Source organism: Clostridium sp. CTA-1 (assembly GCF_054768215.1).
Genome location: NZ_BAAAAP010000022.1, coordinates 40922 through 62449, shown reverse-complemented (window position 1 = coordinate 62449; position 21528 = coordinate 40922). Strand labels below are relative to the sequence as shown.

24 protein-coding genes and 5 tRNA genes are annotated in these 21528 nt (G+C 28.4%); all 29 read left to right on the top strand.

The features are described from left to right. Window positions 1-51: 51 nt before the first annotated feature. Window positions 52-128, top strand: a tRNA-Arg gene (locus tag ACYUEW_RS15305). Between the two features lie 5 nt (window positions 129-133). Next, window positions 134-209, top strand: a tRNA-Lys gene (locus ACYUEW_RS15300). Window positions 210-237: 28 nt separating this feature from the next. Then, window positions 238-313, top strand: a tRNA-Pro gene (locus ACYUEW_RS15295). 29 nt (window positions 314-342) lie between these two features. Beyond that, window positions 343-416: transfer RNA gene (locus tag ACYUEW_RS15290), tRNA-Gly, on the top strand. Between the two features lie 24 nt (window positions 417-440). Then, window positions 441-517 (top strand) — tRNA-Arg (locus tag ACYUEW_RS15285). A gap of 387 nt (window positions 518-904) precedes the next feature. Beyond that, on the top strand, window positions 905-1165 hold the full coding sequence (saoT, locus tag ACYUEW_RS15280) for a thioredoxin-like (seleno)protein SaoT (protein ID WP_003483328.1): 261 nt from the start codon (window positions 905-907) through the stop codon (window positions 1163-1165). Then, window positions 1165-2256, top strand: coding sequence for an efflux transporter SaoE (saoE, locus tag ACYUEW_RS15275; RefSeq protein ID WP_460277142.1), 1092 nt, complete (start codon window positions 1165-1167; stop codon window positions 2254-2256). The genes saoT and saoE overlap by 1 nt, the downstream gene beginning before the upstream one ends. A 15-nt stretch (window positions 2257-2271) precedes the next feature. Next, a complete protein-coding gene (gene saoC, locus ACYUEW_RS15270) occupies window positions 2272-2736 on the top strand; it encodes a Cys-Cys-COOH (seleno)protein SaoC (protein ID WP_460277140.1) in 465 nt (154 codons plus the stop codon). A 17-nt stretch (window positions 2737-2753) separates the two neighbouring features. Further along, entirely contained in the window at window positions 2754-3854 is a 1101-nt protein-coding gene (gene saoX, locus ACYUEW_RS15265; RefSeq protein WP_460277138.1) for an ABC transporter substrate-binding subunit SaoX, read from the top strand. A 27-nt stretch (window positions 3855-3881) separates the two neighbouring features. Continuing rightward, window positions 3882-4595, top strand: a complete 714-nt coding sequence (gene saoL, locus ACYUEW_RS15260; RefSeq protein WP_242651459.1) for a MerB-like organometallic lyase SaoL — start codon at window positions 3882-3884, stop codon at window positions 4593-4595. Window positions 4596-4603: 8 nt separating this feature from the next. After that, window positions 4604-5410 (top strand): ABC transporter substrate-binding (seleno)protein SaoB, encoded by an 807-nt coding sequence (gene saoB, locus ACYUEW_RS15255; protein WP_257412590.1) that lies wholly within the window; start codon window positions 4604-4606, stop codon window positions 5408-5410. Beyond that, window positions 5359-6177 (top strand): ABC transporter permease subunit SaoP, encoded by an 819-nt coding sequence (gene saoP, locus ACYUEW_RS15250; RefSeq protein ID WP_239591058.1) that lies wholly within the window; start codon window positions 5359-5361, stop codon window positions 6175-6177. The genes saoB and saoP overlap by 52 nt, the downstream gene beginning before the upstream one ends. Continuing rightward, the gene (gene saoA / locus ACYUEW_RS15245; RefSeq protein WP_257412589.1) at window positions 6177-6935 is read left to right on the top strand and encodes an ABC transporter ATP-binding protein SaoA; all 759 of its coding nucleotides are present in this window, start codon (window positions 6177-6179) and stop codon (window positions 6933-6935) included. Before saoP ends, saoA begins: the two co-directional genes overlap by 1 nt. Window positions 6936-7052: 117 nt before the next feature. Beyond that, a complete protein-coding gene (gene saoD, locus ACYUEW_RS15240; protein ID WP_003490540.1) occupies window positions 7053-7385 on the top strand; it encodes a DsrE-related protein SaoD in 333 nt (110 codons plus the stop codon). Between the two features lie 111 nt (window positions 7386-7496). Then, window positions 7497-8645 (top strand): double-cubane-cluster-containing anaerobic reductase, encoded by a 1149-nt coding sequence (locus tag ACYUEW_RS15235; RefSeq protein ID WP_257412588.1) that lies wholly within the window; start codon window positions 7497-7499, stop codon window positions 8643-8645. A gap of 128 nt (window positions 8646-8773) precedes the next feature. Then, window positions 8774-10033 carry a double-cubane-cluster-containing anaerobic reductase gene (locus ACYUEW_RS15230; RefSeq protein WP_460277134.1) on the top strand — a complete coding sequence of 420 codons (1260 nt, stop codon included), beginning with the start codon at window positions 8774-8776 and terminating at the stop codon, window positions 10031-10033. A 238-nt stretch (window positions 10034-10271) separates the two neighbouring features. Beyond that, complete coding sequence (locus ACYUEW_RS15225) at window positions 10272-10523, top strand: DUF3343 domain-containing protein (RefSeq protein WP_072586122.1); 252 nt, start codon at window positions 10272-10274, stop codon at window positions 10521-10523. 22 nt (window positions 10524-10545) lie between these two features. Next, entirely contained in the window at window positions 10546-11304 is a 759-nt protein-coding gene (locus tag ACYUEW_RS15220; protein ID WP_003483351.1) for an acyl-CoA dehydratase activase, read from the top strand. Between the two features lie 254 nt (window positions 11305-11558). Next, window positions 11559-12482: an aspartate carbamoyltransferase gene (gene pyrB / locus ACYUEW_RS15215; protein WP_003483352.1), complete on the top strand. Its 924-nt coding sequence runs from the start codon at window positions 11559-11561 to the stop codon at window positions 12480-12482. Window position 12483: 1 nt separating this feature from the next. Continuing rightward, window positions 12484-12924: an aspartate carbamoyltransferase regulatory subunit gene (locus ACYUEW_RS15210; RefSeq protein ID WP_003483354.1), complete on the top strand. Its 441-nt coding sequence runs from the start codon at window positions 12484-12486 to the stop codon at window positions 12922-12924. Between the two features lie 21 nt (window positions 12925-12945). Continuing rightward, window positions 12946-14136, top strand: coding sequence for a dihydroorotase (locus ACYUEW_RS15205; RefSeq protein WP_265203996.1), 1191 nt, complete (start codon window positions 12946-12948; stop codon window positions 14134-14136). A gap of 23 nt (window positions 14137-14159) precedes the next feature. Beyond that, the gene (gene pyrF, locus ACYUEW_RS15200; RefSeq protein ID WP_042384241.1) at window positions 14160-15011 is read left to right on the top strand and encodes an orotidine-5'-phosphate decarboxylase; all 852 of its coding nucleotides are present in this window, start codon (window positions 14160-14162) and stop codon (window positions 15009-15011) included. Window positions 15012-15153: 142 nt separating this feature from the next. Then, window positions 15154-15909, top strand: coding sequence for a dihydroorotate dehydrogenase electron transfer subunit (locus tag ACYUEW_RS15195; protein ID WP_257412587.1), 756 nt, complete (start codon window positions 15154-15156; stop codon window positions 15907-15909). Continuing rightward, window positions 15909-16805 (top strand): dihydroorotate dehydrogenase, encoded by an 897-nt coding sequence (locus ACYUEW_RS15190; protein WP_265203997.1) that lies wholly within the window; start codon window positions 15909-15911, stop codon window positions 16803-16805. Before ACYUEW_RS15195 ends, ACYUEW_RS15190 begins: the two co-directional genes overlap by 1 nt. A gap of 33 nt (window positions 16806-16838) precedes the next feature. Beyond that, window positions 16839-17414: an orotate phosphoribosyltransferase gene (gene pyrE / locus ACYUEW_RS15185; protein WP_003483363.1), complete on the top strand. Its 576-nt coding sequence runs from the start codon at window positions 16839-16841 to the stop codon at window positions 17412-17414. A gap of 219 nt (window positions 17415-17633) precedes the next feature. Further along, window positions 17634-18446 carry a tRNA (guanine-N1)-methyltransferase gene (locus ACYUEW_RS15180; protein WP_460277129.1) on the top strand — a complete coding sequence of 271 codons (813 nt, stop codon included), beginning with the start codon at window positions 17634-17636 and terminating at the stop codon, window positions 18444-18446. 105 nt (window positions 18447-18551) lie between these two features. Continuing rightward, window positions 18552-19337 (top strand): sugar phosphate isomerase/epimerase family protein, encoded by a 786-nt coding sequence (locus ACYUEW_RS15175; protein WP_265203999.1) that lies wholly within the window; start codon window positions 18552-18554, stop codon window positions 19335-19337. Between the two features lie 177 nt (window positions 19338-19514). Then, on the top strand, window positions 19515-20807 hold the full coding sequence (gene tig, locus ACYUEW_RS15170; RefSeq protein ID WP_003483370.1) for a trigger factor: 1293 nt from the start codon (window positions 19515-19517) through the stop codon (window positions 20805-20807). A gap of 124 nt (window positions 20808-20931) precedes the next feature. Beyond that, the gene (gene clpP / locus ACYUEW_RS15165; RefSeq protein ID WP_003483372.1) at window positions 20932-21516 is read left to right on the top strand and encodes an ATP-dependent Clp endopeptidase proteolytic subunit ClpP; all 585 of its coding nucleotides are present in this window, start codon (window positions 20932-20934) and stop codon (window positions 21514-21516) included. Window positions 21517-21528 lie beyond the last annotated feature (12 nt).

Sequence of the window (21528 nt, the reverse complement as noted above, 5' to 3'; positions counted from 1 at the left end):
CCTTCCAAGCTAGTTACGAGGGTTCGATTCCCTTCACCCGCTCCATAATATGCGTCTTTAGCTCAGATGGATAGAGCAACGCCCTTCTAAGGCGTGGGCCAGGGGTTCGAATCCCTTAAGACGCACCAAATAAGTGCCATTAGCTCAGYTGGTAGAGCACCTGACTCTTAATCAGGGTGCCCRGGGTTCGAAYCCCYGATGGCGCACCAGCTTGATGGCGATTTTAAGACTATATATCGGGGTGTGGCGCAGATGGGAGCGCGCGTGGTTTGGGACCATGAGGTCGCAGGTTCGAGCCCTGTCACCCCGACCATTATTAAACTGACAAGAAATATGTAATATGCGGGTGTAACTCAATGGTAGAGTGCTAGCCTTCCAAGCTAGTTACGAGGGTTCGATTCCCTTCACCCGCTCCATTTTTTTGTTCTTTTTTATTTAGTGCGCCCATAGCTCAGCTGGATAGAGTGACGGACTTCGAATCCGGAGGTCGCAGGTTCGACTCCTGCTGGGCGCACCATAGGATAACTAAATAGATAATATAAATATTTAAAATCAAGACTTAAAATATTAAGTTCTTGGTTTTTTTATTTTTATTCAAAATCCAATGCTAAATATTGTGAGAGTAATATAAACTAAATAAACAGTACAATTAGTTTGTAAAGTAAACAAAATTAATAATAAGAATTAATTTTTATTATTAAAATATTCATAATATTTGGTAGTATATGAAGGTATTGCAGCTTAAAGAGGTGATGTTAAATCATCTCTTTTTTCTTATTTATAAATAAAAAAGTAATCTATAAGTTTTATTTATAGATTACATGATTCGTATCTTTATTACAAATAACTACATAAGTGGAAATATGTTATCATAAAAATGAATTAAATTTTAGGAGGAATTTTTATGAAAAAAATTTTAGTAGAATTCGTAAACACTTGTCCATGTTGTGATGAGTATTCAGAATTTGTAAAGGAAGTGTGCTCAAAATACTCTGATGAAGTAGAGTGTAAAATTTATTATGCAGGAAAGGATATAGATTATATTAAAAAGTATGGGATGATATTAAAAGGAACCTTAATAGTTAATGAAAAGAAAAAAATAGACAAGCTATCTAAAGAAATAATAGAAAGTGAAATAGAAAAGGCTATTGGTGATAATAAGTAATGATTATCTATTACATAAAAAAAATATTGTTAACCTCAATAAATTTATTAAATGGTGCATCTACGTGGCTTATATTTAGTTTTATATTAGCTGGATTATTACATAATATTTTAGCACCAGATAAGTTTCAAAAAATGTTAGGTAATAAAAAAATTTCATCTCTGATTAAAGCAACTTTATCCGGAATGTTGCTTCCTATATGTAGTTGTGGTGTTATACCTTTAGGATTAAGTCTTTATTATTCTGGTGCCTATTTAGGGCCTACATTAGCATTTATAGCATCTACACCTATAATAAATCCTATTGCTGTTTTTTTATCTTATGGTCTTTTAGGTCCTAAAATAGCTACTATATATTTAATAGTAGGTTTTACAGTACCATTAATAATTGGAGCAATAGGGAATAAATTAGGGGGGCCTGAACTAAAAGCACCTGGAGTAGAAGAACAAATTCAAAAAAGAATGGAAGAAATAGAATTAGAAGAAGAGCAAACATCACTATTTGAAAAAATAAAAATGGGAATTGTGTGGTCTTTTAATGATGTAGCTATAGCTGTATCAAAATATGTAATTCCTGGTATGCTATTAGCTGGAATACTCTTAGTTCTTGTACCACAAGAATTTATACAACAATACTTAGGATCACCAAATGCAGTATCTATTTTAGGAATAGCAGTAATCGGTTGCATTATGTATGTGTGTGCGGTAGGACATATACCTTTTATTGCCGCATTAGTAGCTAGTGGAGCAGCCCCTGGTGCAGCAATAACTTTTTTAATGGCGGGAACTGCATCAAATTTACCTGAACTTATAAGTATTGGAAAGTTAATAGGTAAGAGAACAGTAGCCATATATACTACTACATTAATAGCTTTATCTTTTATTGTAGGGTATTTTACCAATATTATGTTACCTAACTTTACGCCTGTTATTAGTTTTGATAGAACTCAAAATACTATAAAGGCTGCTAATAAATTTATATTTGCAGCACCAGAACCTATGAAGTATGTTTGTTCATTAATTATGTTTGTATTATTTTTAAAAGCTATGCTTCCTAAAGTAAAAAAAATAAGTAAAGCAATATCAGCTTAATAAAGGTGAAGATAAATGAGAAATATTAAAATATTTTTTGTATTTGCAATAGTATTTTTGTTATTTGGTTGTTCTAGTAATGTTAATGAACTTAAAGAAAGCAAAAATATAGGAGTGAAAAATGACAATGAAAGATTACTTTATTTTCAACACCAACATAAAAATAAAGAAGTTTTAAAATGTGCAGAGAAAGATTTAAATAATGATAATAAATTAGATTTAATTGTTATTTATAAAGAAGATAATGATAAAAATTCTATGGTAGTTGTATTAAGTGATAAAGAAAAATATAAAATTACAAATAAAGTTTCAGCACCTATAGAAAATCAAAAAATAGAGTTTAAGGATATAGATAAAAAACCACCAATAGAGTTTGTAGTATCAGGATCTAAAAATGGAAGTTTTGGATATGCAATTTATAGAATAGAAAAAGGTAAAATAATAAATCTATTCGGAGAAGATATGAAAGATTGTTGCTAATTTAAGGAGGATTAAAAATGAAAAAAAGAAAAATAATAAGTTTATTATGTACATTAGTTTTAGGAACAACATTAATTGCTACAGGTTGTTCTAAAGCAAGTAAAGAAGCCTCAGCTGAAAAGGACAAGGATTATACAGTAAACCTAGGCTATTATAATTGTGATCATATGACCTCTGCTTGTGTTGCTAAAGATGCGGGTATATTTGATAAAATGGGATTAAAAGTTAATGTATCAGGAAATGGAAAAGTTCCTCAGGCCATGGCAGCAGGAAAGATGGATGTAGGATATATAGGATATTCAGGATTAATAAAGGGACTAGCAAAGGGATCACCTATAACTGTTGCAGCTAATAATCATTTAGGTGGATCAATTTATTTAGTTGTTTCTAATAAAATAAAAGATCCTAAAGATTTAAAAGGTAAAAAATTAGGAATAGGAACAAAGCCTGAAGAAAGTGAAACCTGGCTAATGTGTGCTAAGAAGTTAGGGATTCCTACGGAAGGCAAAAATTATGATTGTGTTGAATTTGGATCAGACAAAGATGCATATCTAGCATTAAAAGCAGGTAAAATAGATGGATTTACTTGTTGCGATCCATGGGGATCAATGGCGGAATATGAAAAGACAGGTCATATTATTGCAACAGCAGATAAAATTGTTGGAGAAGATAAATGGGGTGAATGTTGTGTTTACTCTATGAATACAAAATTTGAAAAAGAACATCCAGAGTTAGCTAAAAAAATGATACAAGCTCATGTAGAAGCTATGAAATATTGTTATGAACATCCAATAAAAGCAGCAAAAATATTTGCTAAAAATTATCAAGTCCCAGAAGAAGTAGCTATTATGACAATTTACAAAAAAACTGTAGGTGAGGGAAGAACTATAACTTGGAAAATGAATGATGATTATTTTAAAACAGAAATAGATACTTTAATGAAATATAAATTAATAGAAGAAGAACCTGATTATGATAAATTAATATCTAAAAAAATATATGAAGAAGCTAAAGTAGATGATTTTGATAAATTTATAAAAGAAAATGTAGATTCAGTTTTCCCAGTAGGAATGAAATATGAAGAGTGGAAAGTTAAAGCTATGGAAATAGATAAATAGGAGTTCAGGTAGAAAAGGGAGTAATATATGTTAACCTTAGAGAAAAATAACTTATTAGATAAAGAAATAGATTTAAATGTTATTAAGCATTATGAAAAGGAAAGATTGATTATAAACAGTATAGATTCAAAATTATCTTATTTAGAAAAAAAAGTAAGAATATATATAATGGACTATATTATAGAAGAAAAAAGACCTTATAATTTAAAAAATCTAGATTATAACTTTATTCGTAATATTGGAGTAACAAAGGATGAATTTATAAATATAGTATTATCGTTAAAAAATAAAAAAGTGTTAGTTATGGATGAAAAAGAAAATATAAATTTTATTTATCCAGTTAGTGCCTTTGATACTAATTATAAAGTTAAATTAGAAGATGGTAGAGAAATAAATGCTATGTGTGCAGTTGATTCTATAGGAACAGCTTTTACATTTAAACAGAATATAAAGATAGAATCTAGTTGCATTATGTGTAATGATTCTATAGAAGTTATTATTGAAAATGGTGAAATTAAAAAATGTATACCTGAAAATTTAAGAGTACTACATGTAGATTTAAATAAAAATAATAGTTGGGCCTCTAGTTGTTGAAATATAATGTACTTCTTCTGTAGTGAAGAACATTATAGAAACTGGGTTAAAGAATCAAATATTGATGAAGACAATATATTTTGTTTAGATATCAAAGAAGCTGTATGTGTAGCGAAAATGTTATTTAGTGTTACTGATTTAAAATAGGGATGTATATGAAATATTTAAAAAAAATTATTATAACTTTAACTATATTAATAATATTTATTTTAGTACTAAATAAATTACCAGATGAATCTTTAAATTCCAAAATAAAAATTGGAGTTTCAGATGATTCATCTGGACTTGTTATAAATTATATGATTAATAATAATAGATTAAAAAATGCAGATTTAGATGAAAATTTTGAACCATATTTTATAAAGGACTGCTGAGGTAATACTTCTCAATGGGCTTTAAGCTCAGATGTTTTAGATATAGCAATAATGTGTCCAGAAGCAGCTAAAAATTTAATTGAAAATGATGATAGATTTGAAATAATATGTCCTTTAGTTAGTAATTCGGACATATTTGTTTTAAAGGATGAAAATAAAATTAAAAAAATAGCCATGACACAAAATAGATTTTATCAAGAAAAAATTATTAAAGATGAATGTGGAGAAAAAGTACAAATACATCCGATGATATATTCATCTTTGCCTTATGCATTGGAAAAAGGTAGGGTTGATGGGATTATAATAGATTCAATAAAAGCATTAAAGTTAAATGGACAAAAAAAAGCTTTAAGTATAAATAAAAATTATACAAACTATGTATTAGTTATTAAGAAAAAATTTAAAAAGGATAAAAAATTTAAAGAGTTTATAACTAATTATAATAAGTCCGTTATGGAATTAAAAAGAAAAGATAGAATTAAAAACTCTATAGAAGATTATAAAAAAATTAACTTATCTAATGAGGAGGTGGAACAATGGCTGAAATTGAAAGTAAAGTTCTTTCTAATACCTCAACAGGAATATTAAAAGAAACCAGTAAAAATAAGATTAAAGAATTAATGTACAAATTAATTATGATGGTTATTTTAATAATAGTTTGGTATTTGTTAGCAGAACATTATGGTAATGAATTAATATTACCAACACCTAAAAGAACAGGAAAAGCTTTTATAAAGTGTTTGACTAGTAGTGAAATTATGACCAATTTACTTATTACATTAAATAGGGTTTTAAAAGGTTTTATGTATGCCATGATAATAGGCGTTCCCTTAGGTCTTTTTATGGGAGCTTTTAAAATGGCTAATAATCTTATAGGAGGATTTATAGATTCCATAAGGCAAGTTCCTATAATGGCATGGGTTCCTCTTACGATTGTATGGTTCGGAATAGGGGACGGACCTACCATATTTTTAATTACGTTTTCAGGAATATTCCCAGTAATATTAAATACTATAGCTGGAGTAAAAAATATTTCTAAAGATTATTATAATGCAGCTAGAAGTATGGGAGCAGGCCCTTGGAGCATATTTAGTAATATAATATTACCAGCTTCTATACCTGATATATTAACAGGAGCTAGAATAGCTATAAGTGGAGGATGGATGTCCGTAATCTGAGCGGAGTTTATAGCAACGAGTGCCGGTCTCGGTTTCTCTATGGTAGAAGCTCAAACAAAAATGCAAACAGATATGTTAGTTGCATTAATGATATTAGCAGCTTTAATTGGATTCTTTATAGACAGGGGACTACTTCAATTAAATAAGTTACTTACTAAGTGGAGGTATGTTCAATAATGAGGTTAGAAATAAAGGATGTTAGTAAATCTTACATAAATAATAAGAAAAAAAATAAAGTTTTAGATAATGTAAGTTTTAATATAGAAGAAGGAGAATTTGTAACATTACTAGGTCCATCCGGTTGTGGAAAAACAACGCTTTTAACAATGATTGCAGGTTTTCATAATTCAGATTCTGGTGAAATAATTTTAAATGATAAGAGGGTAATGAAACCTGGTCCAGACAGAGGCTTTGTTTTTCAAAATTATGCATTATTCCCATGGATGACTGTAAAAGATAATATAATGTACCCTATGAAACAACAAAAAATTGCTAAAAAGGAATCTATAGATAGGTTAAATTATTTATTAGAGATGTCTAAGCTAAAAGGAAAAGAAAATTTATACCCTAATCAATTATCAGGTGGTATGAAACAAAGAACTGCAGTAGTAAGAGCACTAGCCAGTAAACCAGAGGTATTACTTATGGATGAGCCTTTGGGTGCTATAGATTTTCAAATGAGGCAAATGATGCAAGAAGAGTTAGAAAGTTTATGGTTAAAGGATAAAACTACAGTTATAATGGTAACTCATGATGTTGACGAAGCAGTATACCTAAGTGATAGGGTAATTGTTTTTGCAGCTAAGGGAGGAAAAATTATAAAAGATATGAAAATTAGTTTACCAAGACCAAGAAATAGGGATAACCATAAATATCTAGAATTAAAAAAGGAATTAACTAAAATATTAAAGGATTCATTAAGTCAAAATTTATAAACAGAGTTTTTGGCTTCAGAGGGAGTTTTTACTCCCACTTTGAAGAAGATGGGAGTATTAGAGCGGGTAGTCATTGGATAAATATATTAAATTAAAAATAATTAGGAGGATTTTAAGATGAAAGTAGCTTATGTATTAGAGTCACCACATGCTCAAAATATTTTAACCAATATGATTATTCCACAAATGGAAAAGGAAATGCATGGTGCAGATGTAGTTGGAATGTTTTTTATAATGGATAATACATATTTCTTAATGGAGGGTACAGAAACAGCAGAAAGATTAAAAAAATTAAGTGAAAAAACTGGACTTGTTTTATTAGCTTGTGATAAATGTGCTAAAGAAAGAAAAATTGAGGACAAGTTAATTAAAGAAGCGGCAATAGGTTGTTTCCCAGTATGTTATGCAGCATTAGATTCTGCAGGAGTAGACCATATAATAACAATATAATAAAAGAAAAGAAAGGGTGTCTCAAAATGAAATAGATTTAATTTTAAAATCCCAAATATAAAATTAAATCTATTTTGAGGTATCCCATTTTTATCTAGAGGGGGATATTATATGAATAAATTACCAGATTTTATTAAGGATTTTAGTGAAGCTAAAAGAAATTCATTTGTAAAAATGAAGGAAATTAAAGATGAAGGTGGAAAAATAGTGGGAGTTTATTGTGGATTTGCTCCCTGGGAAGTTATAGCTGCATCAGGAGCAGTGGGGGCTTGGCTTTGCGGAATGGATGAGGAACCTATAGATGATGCAGAAAAACATTTGCCAAGAAATCTATGCCCACTAATAAAATCAAGTTATGGTTTTGCATTAACAGAAAAATGCCCATTTTATTATTTTTCAGATATGCTTTTAGGAGAAACTACTTGTGATGGAAAAAAGAAAATGTATGAAGCATTAAGTAAAATGAAACCTATGCATGTTATGAATATACCCCAAACCCCTTATGGAAAGGATTCCTATAATTATTACAAGAAAGCAATTATAAAGCTTAAAGAGGAATTAGAAAAGAATTTGAATGTAGAAATTACGGAAGAAAAGTTAAAAGAAAAAATTAAATTAAGAAATAGGGAAAGAACGGCTTTAAGAGATTATTATAGCTTATCTAAACTTTGTCCACCACCTATGACAGGTTATAATTTGAGAAGGGTAATACAGGGAACTTTATATTTATCAGATAAGGAAAAGGAAATAGAGGATATAAATAATATAATAAGAGAAACAATGAAAAAATATAATGAAGGTGAAAGGCCTGTTTCTAAAGAGGCTAAAAGAATACTTGTAACAGGTTGTCCTCTAGGAGATTCTACTGAAAAAATAATTGAGGTTATAGAAGATAATGGAGGAGTAGTAGTTTGTTATGAAAATTGTAGTGGTGCAAAAGATGAAAGTTTATTAGTAGATGAAGAAAAAAATCCAATGGATGCATTAACAGAAAGATATTTAAGAACAGCCTGTGCTTGTATGAGTCCTAATGATAATAGGATAGAATATTTAGATTATTTAATAGATGAATATAGGGTGGAAGGTGTAGTAGAAGTTATATTACAAGCATGTCATACCTATAATGTAGAATCTCATAGAATAAAAACTTTTGTTACAAATAATAAAAAAGTACCTTATTTAAAAATAGAAACAGATTATTCTAAAAGGGATTTAGGCCAACTAAAAACTAGAGTAGAGGCTTTTATAGAAATGTTATAATATGAAAATTAAATTTGTATAAAAAAATATGATAAGTATAACTGTAACCATTACATATTCAAATAACTTGCTATATATTAACTATGGTAAAATTGATATGAAGTAATTGATTTGGAGGGATTTTATTAATGGGAGATTATAGAAAACTATGGACGGATTTAGGAGTAAACCTAGAAAAGCATGATCAATTATGTGCTGTTTTACCAGAATTATATGGCTCTACATATTTGACACAAGAAAATAGACCAGAGGGAATGAATTATTTTAATTTTGTTGTGTCAGAAGTTCATGGACTTAGAATTCAAGAATTAGACGAACATAGAAAAAAAGGTGGAAAAGTAGTAGGAACTTTTTGTGTATTTGTTCCTGAAGAAATTATTGTAGCAGCAAAAGCATTAAGTGTTGGTTTATGTGCAGGTTCTCAGTTTTGGATTGAAGATGGAGAAAAGGTTTTACCAAGAAATATGTGTCCTCTTATAAAGGCTTTTATGGGTGCTAAAATAGGTGGTACATGCCCTTATTTCCAATCCTGTGATATGGTTATAGGAGAGACTACCTGTGATGGAAAGAAAAAAGCATGGGAAATATTAGATGAATATGTACCAGTACATGTAATGGATCTTCCTCAAATGAAGAGAGATAAAGACTTCAAAAAATGGGGAGAAGAAATTAATGACCTTATTAAAAAAGTCGAAGAAGTTACAGGCAATAAAATAACAGTAGAAGCACTAAAAGAAGGTATAAGAGTAACTAATGCTAAAAGAAAAGCCTTAAAAAGATTATATGATTTAAGAAAATATAAACCATCACCAATAAGTGGATTAGACTGCTTATTAATAACTCAAATAGCTTTCTACGATGATCCAAAGAGATTTACAGAAAAAGTTCATGAATTATGTGATGAATTAGAAGAAAGAATTAAAAACTCTCAAGAAAGCAATAAAAAGAGAATATTAATAACAGGAACTCCAATGGCACTACCAAACTGGAAGCTTCATTCAATAATAGAAAGTTTAGATGCTGAAGTTGTAGTAGAAGAAACTTGTACAGGAACTAGATATTTTGAAGGAGAAGTTTCAGAAGAGGGCGAAACTTTAGAAGAATTAATTAAAAATTTGGCAGATAGATATTTAAATATAAATTGTGCCTGTTTTACGCCAAACACAGGCAGAATAGATGATATAATAAAATACACTAAAGAATATGAAGCAGATGGAGTTATAGATACTAATTTATCTTTCTGTCATACTTATGCAGTTGAACATAGGGATGTAGAAGCAAATTTAAAAGAGAAGAATATTCCAATAATGCATATAGAAACAGATTATTCAACAGAAGATTCAGGACAGATAAAAACAAGAGTAGAAGCATTCCTTGAAATGATATAAGATAAAAAGGGATTAAAAATATAATTAATTTAAAAAGTTTGAAATTACATCTACAAATTTTATCCAGGAGATGCACCGCTTTGGTTCTCTCCTGGTTTCTCATGTTTTATAATAAATATATAATGTATAGCTAATAATTATTCAATTTTAGTTACATATTTATTAAATATGGGTTATATTAAAACTAGGTTATTTTTTTAATACATATAATTAAATATTGTGAAAGGAAGTGTATAAAATGGAGCAAACAAATTACTATATTCTTTTTCCTTCACATACAGAAGGTATGAAAATGGATAGTTTACTTAGCAAAAATAAAATAAAACATACTATTGTTCCTACACCAAGAGAACTATCTAAATCCTGTGGTATATGTATAATGTATAATAAAGATGATGAAAATTTTATAAAAAAATTAATAGAAAATAATGGAGTGAAGACTTCGGGATTACATTCATTAGCTAAAACTATAAAAAATTTTTATGCTTAATTGATAGAAAAGGTGGGGTTAAATGTTTTATATAGGTATAGACATAGGATCTACTGCATCTAAGGTTTGTGTATTTGAAAATGATAATATAAAGGATGTATTTGTATTGCCAACAGGTTGGAGCAGTGTTAAAACTGCAGAGGAAATTAAAAATAAATTAAAAGAAATAGGAGCAGATAAAAAAAATTCTAAAATAGTTGCTACAGGTTATGGACGAGTTTCTGTTCCTTATGCGGATAAAACTATAACAGAAATAACTTGTCATGGCAAGGGAGCTTACTATCTATTTAAGAAGGATTGCACAGTCATAGATATAGGAGGCCAAGATACAAAAGTTATAACAGTGGAAGATGGTAATGTTACTAATTTTACTATGAATGATAAATGTGCTGCAGGAACAGGAAGATTTTTAGAACTAATGGCAAATACATTGGGTTTTGATATAGAAGAAATGTGTGAAAGAGCAAAAAATGGAGAAAATGTAACTATAAGCTCTATGTGTACAGTATTTGCAGAATCAGAAGTTATAAGTTTAATAGGTAGTGGTAAGAAAAGAGAAGATATAGCTTATGGAGTATTAGATTCTATAACCGGAAAAGTAAAATCTTTATGCCAAAAACATTCAGATAATGGACAATATTTTTTAACTGGAGGACTAAGCGAAAATAATTACATATTAGAGAGATTATCAGAAAAATTAGGCTCAGAAGTAAAAGCCCATGAACTTGGAAGATATGCTGGAGCTATAGGAGCAGCTTTAATGTCACAAAGATTAAAATAATAGTTGACTTAGTTTAATTTCTGTGCTAACATTACCAATAAAGATTAATAAAATTTTTATAAGACCTTTAAAATTAGTCCTGTGAGACTAAAAAGGAAGAGAAAAGCATATTTTATAAAAAGAGTATAATTATAAATATTATATGAAAGTATAATATTTTAAACTAGAGTATAATTGTGCCTTCCTTTAAAAAAGGAAGGCATTTTTTATACCTTTAAATTTAATCCAGAGAGATTAAAAAGGAGGAATTGTATATGTTAAAAGGAAGAAATTTATTAGACCCAATGGATTTTTCATTAGAGGAACTAGAAGAGGTATTTAAATTAGCAGATGAAATAATTGAGGACCCAGAAAAATTTTTACATGTATGTGATGGAAAAATATTAGCTACATTATTTTATGAGCCAAGTACAAGAACAAGATTTAGTTTTGAAGCTGCTATGCTTAGATTAGGTGGACAGGTAATAGGATTTTCAGAGCCTAATTCAAGTTCAGTAGCAAAAGGAGAAAGTGTTGCAGATACTATAAGAACTGTAGGTTGTTATGCAGATATAGTAGCTATGAGACATCCCAAAGAAGGTGCACCAGCAATAGCTGCAATGTATTCAGAAATACCAGTTATAAATGCTGGAGATGGTAGTCATCAACATCCAACTCAAACATTAACAGATCTATTAACAATAAGATCCTTAAAAGGAGATTTATCTAACTTAACTATAGGTTGCTGTGGAGATCTAAAATTTGGAAGAACAGTACACTCATTAGTAAAGGCCCTATCAAGGTATAAAAACAACAAATTTATTTTTATGTCCCCAGAAGAATTAAAGATTCCTGATTATATAAGAAAAGAAATATTAGAAAAAAATAATATAGAATATAAAGAAGTTTCAAAAATGGAAGATGCTATGGCAGAACTAGATATACTTTATATGACAAGAGTTCAAAGAGAAAGATTCTTTAATGAAGATGATTATGTAAGATTAAAGGATAGTTATATATTAGATGGTGAAAAGATGAAATATGCCAAAAAAGATATGATGGTTCTTCATCCACTACCAAGAGTTAATGAAATAGCTTATGAAATAGATCAAGACCCAAGAGGATGTTATTTTAAACAGGCTAAATATGGAATGTATGTAAGAATGGCTTTAATAGCAAAATTATTGGGGGTAAGATAATATGTTAACAATAAATAGTATAAAAAATGGTATAGTAATAGATCATATACAAGCGGGATATGGTATAAAAATATTTAAATACTTAGGATTAGAAGAGGCAGACTATAGAGTAGCTCTTATAATGAATGCGGAAAGTTCAAAACTTGGTAAAAAAGATATAATAAAAATAGAAAATATTATGGAGATAGATTATAAAGTATTAGGATTTATAGATCCTAAAATAACAATAGATGTTATTGAAAATGAAAAAATAAAGGAAAAAATAAAGTTAGAACTACCTAAAACAATAGAAAATGTTATAAAATGCAAAAATCCACGTTGCATAACATCTATAGAAAATTATATACCTAATGAATTTTACTTAGTAGATGAAGAAAATGGTGAGTATAGATGTAAATATTGTGACGAAATATATTCAGGAGGAGATATAAATAAAATATAAAATTTATGGAGGAGTGCACAAATGAATGAACTACTAATTAAAAATGTCAATATAATAGATTGGTGTCAAAACTTCCATGGAGATATTTATATAAAAAACGGAATTATAGAGGAACTAGGAAAAGATTTAAATAAAAATTGTGAAATATTTGATGGAAGAGGATTAACTCTTCTTCCATCTTTCATAGATATGCATGCCCACTTTAGAGAACCAGGTTTTACATATAAAGAAGATATATTGACAGGAAGCAGAGCGGCAGTAAAAGGTGGGTATACTATGGTAAACTTAATGGCTAATACTAAACCTATATGTAGTTCTAATAAAGAAGTAGAATATGTTTTAGAAAAAGGGAAAGAAATAGGGTTGGTAGATATCCATCAATGTATGTCCATTACAAAAGATTTTTCTGGTGATGATATAAGGCATATAGATTCTATAGATAAGAAAGTAAAAATAATATCAGAAGATGGAAAAGATGTAATGAACACAAGGGTATTAATAGATGCTATGTTTAAAGCTAAAGAAAAAGATCTTATAGTAATGTGTCACTCAGAGGAACATGATGTAACAAATCTAGATACTAGGCTTTCAGAAAATTTAATGACTTGGAGAAACATAGCCCTTTCAGAATTTACAGGGTGTAAGGTCCATATAGCTCATGTAAGCACTAAAGAATCTATGGAATATATAAGTGATGCTAAAAAGAAAGGTTTAAAAGTAACTTGTGAAGTAGCACCACATCATATAGCACTTACAAATAAAATTTTTTATAGAGTAAATCCACCTTTAAGAGAAGAAGAAGATATAAAAGTATTAATAGAGGCAATAAAAGAAGATATAGTAGATTGCATAGGAACGGATCATGCACCTCATAGTAAAGAAGATAAGCTAAAAGGTAGTCCGGGAATATCAGGAATAGAAACTTCTTTTTCTACATGTTATACAAAATTAGTTCATAATAATCATATTAGTTTAAGCAAACTTTCAAAAATAATGTCTAAGAATCCAGCGGATATTCTAGGTGTAAATAAGGGAGAAATAAAAATAGGAAGAGAAGCAGATTTAGTTTTAGTAGATACAAAAGAAGAATATAAAGTAAAATCTGAAGAGTTTCATTCAAAAGGGAAAAATACTCCTATGGATGGTATGTGCCTTAAAGGAAGAATTAAAGTTACATTTAAAGCAGGATGTATAGTATATAGTGAATTTTAATATAAGAAGAAAGGATGAATAAATTGATTATAGATAAATTGTATGAAAGTGTAGAAAAAAAGGGATGTGTTTGTGTAGGTCTTGATACAGATATAAGTTACATACCAAAAGGATTTTTAAATAAATTTACCAATATAGAAGATGCTATATTTGGATTTAATCAAAGGATAGTTGATTCAACTTTTGATGTGTCAGCTTGTTATAAAGTTCAGATAGCTTATTATGAAGCTATGGGAATTAAAGGAATGATTTTGTACAAGAAAACTTTAGAATATATAAGAAAAAAAGGCGGTATAGTTATAGCAGATATAAAAAGAGGAGACATATCTGCTACAGCTAAAATGTATGCAAAAGCTCATCTTGAGGGAGATTTTGAAAGTGATTTTATAACATTAAATCCGTATATGGGAATGGATACTTTAGAACCCTATAAAGATTATTTCAAAAATAAGGATAAGGGAGCCTTCTTGTTATTAAGAACTTCTAATGAAGGTTCAAAGGATATACAATATTTAGATTTAAAAGACAATAAAAAGGTATACAACAAAGTAGGAGAAAAGATAGAGAATATAGGAAAAGAATTTTTAGGTAATTGTGGATATAGCTCTATAGGAGCAGTAGTTGGATGTACAGCAGAAGAAAATAATATTAGAAAAGAATTAAAACATACATTTTTTTTAATACCTGGCTATGGAGCTCAGGGAGGAAAAGCTGAAGTTGCTAAATCTTATTTAAGTGAAGGTAATGGAGGTATTATAAATTCTTCAAGGGGAATATTGCTTGCATATAAAAAATATGATGAAGAAGGAAAAAACTTTGAAGAATATGCGAGAGCAGAAGTTATAAATATGAAAAAAACTTTACAGATTATATAGATTTACATTAAGTGATTTTAAGTATTAGAAGAACTTATTGAGGAGTGTATTAGCAGTTGATTCCTATTTAAATAAAATAGATGAAGAGCTTGTAGCCATGACATAAATATATTTTTATAGTATTAGATCACGAGAAAGAGTGGTGTGTAAAATAAAGTCTAAAACTTTTAAAGTAAAGGTAATAGAAAATAAAAGTATATCAACAGGTATATTTAAAATGACCTTAGATGGTACTTTTAAAGGAAAGCCAGGACAGTTTTATATGATAAGGGCTTGGCAAGATGAACCTATTTTATGGAGACCTATAAGCATACATGATATAAATGATAATTCCATAGAATTTTTATATAAGTTAGAAGGAAAGGGAACTAAAATTTTATCTAAAATAAAGTCAGAAGAAGAAGTTGAGATAATGGGACCCTTAGGAAACGGATTTGATTTAGAGAACATAAAGGGGAAAATAGCTATAGTAACTGGTGGTATAGGAATAGCTCCTATGAATTATTTAATAAAAAGTATAAAAAATATAAATATGGATATTTATGCAGGATTTAGAGACCAGGCTTATTGCACCGAAAATTTTAGTGATTTAGTAGATAATGTAGTTGTAGTTACAGAGGATGGGAGTGCTGGAGAAAAAGGATATGTAACAGATTATTTTCATGCAGAAGATTATGATTTGGTTCTATGTTGTGGACCAGAAATAATGATGGATAAGGTTATATTAATGTGTAGAGAGAAGAAAATTTCTTTATATGTATCTATGGAAAAAAGAATGGCCTGCGGTATAGGAGCATGTCTTGTGTGTACTTGTAAAACTAGATTTGGTAATAAAAGAACTTGCAAGGATGGTCCCGTATTTAAAGGAGAGGACATTCTTTTGAAAGGAGATATATAATGCTTCAAGTAAATTTATGTGGTAAGATTTTTAAAAATCCTATTATAGCTGCATCAGGAACTTTTGGCTTTGGAGAAGAATATGGGGAATTTTATGATGTTTCTAAATTGGGGGGAATTTCAAGTAAAGGATTGACCTTAAATCCTAAAGAAGGAAATAATGGCATAAGAATTTATGAAACTAGTTCCGGTATAATGAATAGTGTAGGGCTTCAAAATCCAGGGGTAGATAAATTTATAAAAGAAGAGTTACCTAAAATGAAAAAGATAGACACAGTAACTATCGCAAATGTAGGTGGAGGATGTATAGAAGATTATATTGAAATCATAGAAAAATTAAATAAAACAGATGTAGATATGATAGAACTAAATATATCCTGTCCAAATGTAAAGCATGGAGGTATGGCTTTTGGAATAAAGTCAGAAATAGCTTATGAAGTAGTAAAAAAAGTTAAAGAAATATGCCAAAAGCCACTTATAGTAAAGTTATCTCCTAATGCAGAAGATATAGTAGATATGGCTATAAAATGTGAGAAGGCAGGAGCAAATGCAATTTCATTGGTAAATACATTTAAAGCTATGGCTATAGATATAAAAAGAAAAACTCCTGTATTTGAAAATGTAACTGCAGGTTTATCAGGTCCATGTATTAAACCTATAGCATTAAGAATGGTATATGAAGTATGTAAGCAGGTAAAAATACCAGTTATAGGTATAGGAGGAATATGTAATTATAAAGATGTAATAGAGTTTATTATGGCAGGGGCTACTGCAGTACAAATAGGAACAGCTAATTTTATGCATCCATATTCAGCCTTAGATATAATAGAAGAATTAGAAAATTATATGAAAGAAGAAGGCATTCAAACTTTAGAAGAAATAAGGGGAATTATTTAAAATAAATTTTGTGAGTATAAGGAGAAGATATAAATGAGTAATATAAATGTTATAGATATATTAAAAGAATCAAATGCATTATTAGAAGGGCATTTCTTACTATCATCTGGAAGACATAGTAATAGATATTGTCAATGTGCGAAACTACTTCAATATCCACAAAAAGCAGAAAAAGTTATTAGTGTAGTAGCAGAAAAGCTTAAAGATGCAGACTTTAATATAATAGTAGGACCAGCTATGGGTGGTGTAATAGTATCTTATGAATTAGCAAGGCAAACTAATAGACCAGGCATATTTGCAGAAAGAAAAGATGGAATTATGTGTATACGAAGAGGATTTGAAATAAAAAAAGGAGATAAAGTTATAATATCAGAGGATGTAATAACTACAGGAAAATCTTCTTTAGAAGTAGCTAAAGTTATAGAAGAAATGGGTGGAGAAGTAGTAGGTATAGCATGCATAGTTGATAGAAGAGCGGAAGGTATAAAAACAAACTACCCAATATATAGTGCTTGTAAATTAGAAATAGAAACTTATGAAAAAGATAATTGTGAGTTATGTAAAAAAAATATACCTTTTGTAAAACCAGGTAGTAGAGAACAAAAATAAATTTAAAAATAAGGAGTGTCTCAAAATAGATTTAATTTTGAGACATCTTTTTTAGTTTTAACAAATATTAAACAAAAACTTAATTTTACTTTAATAATTATGAAAATGGTTATTAATTTTTGTTGTTTTGAGTTATAATAGTGTTAATTATATATTATAATAATTGATACATTTTATTTATTTTAGTATAGATAGGTATTATATATAGGAGGAATTATTGTGGCAAAACCAAGTATTTTTAGCAAAGATTATGAAAATAGAATGAAAAAGAGAAAAAGAAGGACATTTTTTTCAGTTATAGTTATAATAGTAATTTTTTTAGGAATAATATTCACTAATAATGGTATTGGTAAAAAAATAAAAAACAGTTTAAATCAAATAAAAGAAGAAACTAAGGCTGAAGAAGAACAAAAAAATAAACAACAAGAACAAAAGGAAAATAAAAAAGAAAATGAAAATAAAAATGCAGCCACAGTAAAAAAAGAAAGTGAAGTTCCTAAAGATAATAATATAGAAGTTCAATTAGAAGACAATATAAAAATAAAGTTGATATATATAGAAGATACTAATAAAAATAAGACTATTAAGTCTATAGATTTAAATAAAAATAATTTATTATATGATATAAATCCTTCAAAAAATTCAATAGTTATAACAAATCCTAAAACTCAAAATATTTATTTAGTAAATTTAAATGGTGAAAAGCAAGATATAACAAATAAGCAGTATACATCAACATCTGGAACAACTTTTCAAAAGGATGCTATATTAGCGTCAAAACAAGATTATTTATGGGGAGTTTTACCTAAATTCATAGATAATGATAATATAGCCTATATTTCTCAACTGCCATGGTTTAATAAAACCACTAAATATGTATGGATGTATAATATAAAAAATAAAACTCATTTGTATAATCAAAATATATCAGGAGAAGACATTAAGTTTGATAAATTAACAGAAAAAGGTCTTACAGTAATTTCAGATGGCAAAACTTTATTTTTAAAAGCAGATGGAAGTATAGCTCAGTAAATTAAAAATATTAAATAACTAAAAGTTAATAAGTAGCAATTAAAATATAAAATTTTTAAGAGTGTATGAAATATATACACTCTTGCTTTATTTAAGGAGGTAAATATGGAAATAGGAATGTCTTCTGCTTGTTTGTATCCTAAAGTACCAATAGAAGAAAGCATATCAGTTATGAAAAGTTTAGGATTTAACATTGGGGAAATTTTTTTAAATACTTATAGTGAATATGATGAAAATTTTATAAAAATTTTGCAAGAACAAAAGGAAAAAAATAATTTTTTAATAAATTCAATTCATGCATTTTCAAGTGCTTTTGAGCCATATTTATTTGACCCATATAAAAGAAGGCAAAGAGATATGCTAAAAATATTTAAAAAAGTATGTAGGGCAGGGAGCTTATTAAAAGCAAATTATTATACATTTCATGGTATGAGAAGAAGTAATTTATTAGATTTAAATATGGATCATATTATAGATGTTTATAATGAATTAAATTATATTGCTAATGAAGAGGGAATAAAATTAGCTCAAGAAAATGTAGCTTGGTGTATGTCTTCAAATATAGATTTTTTAAATATATTAAATGAAAAGTGCAGCAGCAAGTTACATTACACATTGGATATTAAACAAGCTTTTAAAATAGGTAAAGATCCTATGGAATACATAAATGTAATGGGAAACAAAATAGTTAATGTTCATATAAATGATAGAGATGAAAATAATATTTGTCTTCTACCTGGAAAAGGGAATATAAATTTAAAAAAAATATGTTGTAAATTAAAGGAAATGGGGTATAATAATGTTTATACTATAGAAGTTTATAATGATAATTATTCCTCATATTCAGAAATAATAGATTCAAAAGATTTTCTTCAAAATATTTTATTATGATGAAAAATATTGTAAACAATATGGAATATGATATATAATAGTTAATAAAGTGTAATTTAGGTAACTATAAGCTATTTTATTTTATGTTAGTGTAATCTATGTTAATAGTTCTAAATATATGATATAATGATATAGTTAAAATGAGCATATAACAAGGAATTGGGAGGAAGAAGTATAATGAACGTTAAAGTGGAAAATATAGAAAAGAATGTTGTAAAATTAGAAATAACAGTTGATAGTGAAAAATTCAATGAAGCTGTTAAAAAATCATTTAAAAAGAATGCTAAAAGATTTAATGTGCCAGGATTTAGAAAAGGTAAAGCACCTTTAAATATAATAAAAAAATACTATGGGGAAGGTGTTTTATTTGAAGATGCTATAAATTTCTGTTGTGAAGATACATATCCTAAAGCTATAGAAGAAAACAACATAAAACCAGTGGATTATCCTCAAATAGATGTAGTTCAAATAGGAGAAGGAAAAGATTTCATATATACAGCAGAAATTACAACTGTTCCTGAAGTTAAACTAGGAGAATATAAGGGTGTAGAAGTTAAAAAAGTTTCATATGAAGTAGAAGATGAAGCTGTAGAAAATGAATTAAAATCTATGCAAGAAAAAAATGCAAGAGTATCCCTAAAAGAAGAAGGAGAAATTGAAAAAGGAAACATAGCAATAATTGATTTTAAAGGATATGTAGATGGAGAAGCTTTTGAAGGTGGAGAAGCTAAGGACTATGAATTAGAAATAGGTTCAGGCACTTTCATAGGAGATTTTGAAGATCAATTAGTAGGTCTTAAAAAAGATGAATCAAAAAAAGTAAATGTAAGTTTCCCAGAAGAATATGGTAGAGAAGATTTAAACGGGAAACCAGCTACTTTTGAAGTAACAATTAAAGATATAAAGGTTAAAGAACTTCCAGCATTAGATGATGAATTTGCAAAAGAAGTTTCAGAATTTGATACATTAGAGGAATTAAAATCAGATATAAAGGATAGAATGAAAAAAGAGCTATCTGATAAAGCTAAAGCAGAATATGAAGAAGCAGTAGTTGAAGCAGTTGCGGCAAATGCTGAAATAGAAATACCAAAAGTTATGATTGAAAAAGAAATAGATAATATGGTAAGAGATTTAGAAATGAGATTAAAATATCAAGGTCTAGACCTTAAATCATATTATGAATTTACAAATAGCTCAGAAGAAAAAGTAAAAGAATATATGAAAGAAACAGCTGAAAAAAGAGTTAAAACAGATTTAATAATGCAAGAAATTGCTAAAGTAGAAGATATAAAAGCTACAGAAGAAGAATTAAAAGAAAAAGCTATGGAAGTAGCTAAACAATATGGTCAAAAGGATGTAGAAAAAACTGCTGAATTAATAGTAAACGCTCAAAAAGCATACTTAGAAATTGATATAGTTAATGGAAAAGTTTTAGATTTATTGGTAGAAAATAGCAAAGAAATAGCTTAGTTCATTTATAATGATAGATAATAATATAGTTGCCAGGATATATTTTCTGGCAACTAAGTTTTAATAATTATAAATATCACATAGGTATCATTAGTATCTTATTTTTATAAAGGAGGAGATATATATGAGTTTAGTACCTGTAGTTGTAGAACAAACTAATAGAGGGGAAAGATCTTACGATATTTATTCTAGGTTGTTGAAGGACAGAATAATAATGCTAAGTGAAGAGGTTAACGACACAACCGCTAGTTTAATAGTGGCACAGCTATTATTTTTAGAAGCAGAGGATCCAGATAAAGATATATATCTATATATTAATAGTCCGGGAGGCTCTATAACTTCTGGAATGGCAATATATGATACAATGCAATATATAAAACCAGATGTTTCTACTATATGTGTAGGAATGGCAGCATCTATGGGCGCATTTTTACTTGCAGCTGGTGCAAAGGGAAAAAGATATGCATTGCCTAATAGTGAAGTTATGATACATCAACCACTAGGTGGATTTAGAGGTCAAGCAACAGATATAGGAATACATGCTGAAAGAATTCTAAAAATGAAGAAAAAATTAAATACTATACTAAGTGATAGAACAGGAAAACCATTAGAACAAGTAGAGCTTGACACAGAAAGAGATCATTTCTTAAGTGCAGAAGAAGCTAAAGAATATGGTTTAATTGATGAAGTTATTGATAAAAAGAAATAACCTTTAGTGAGG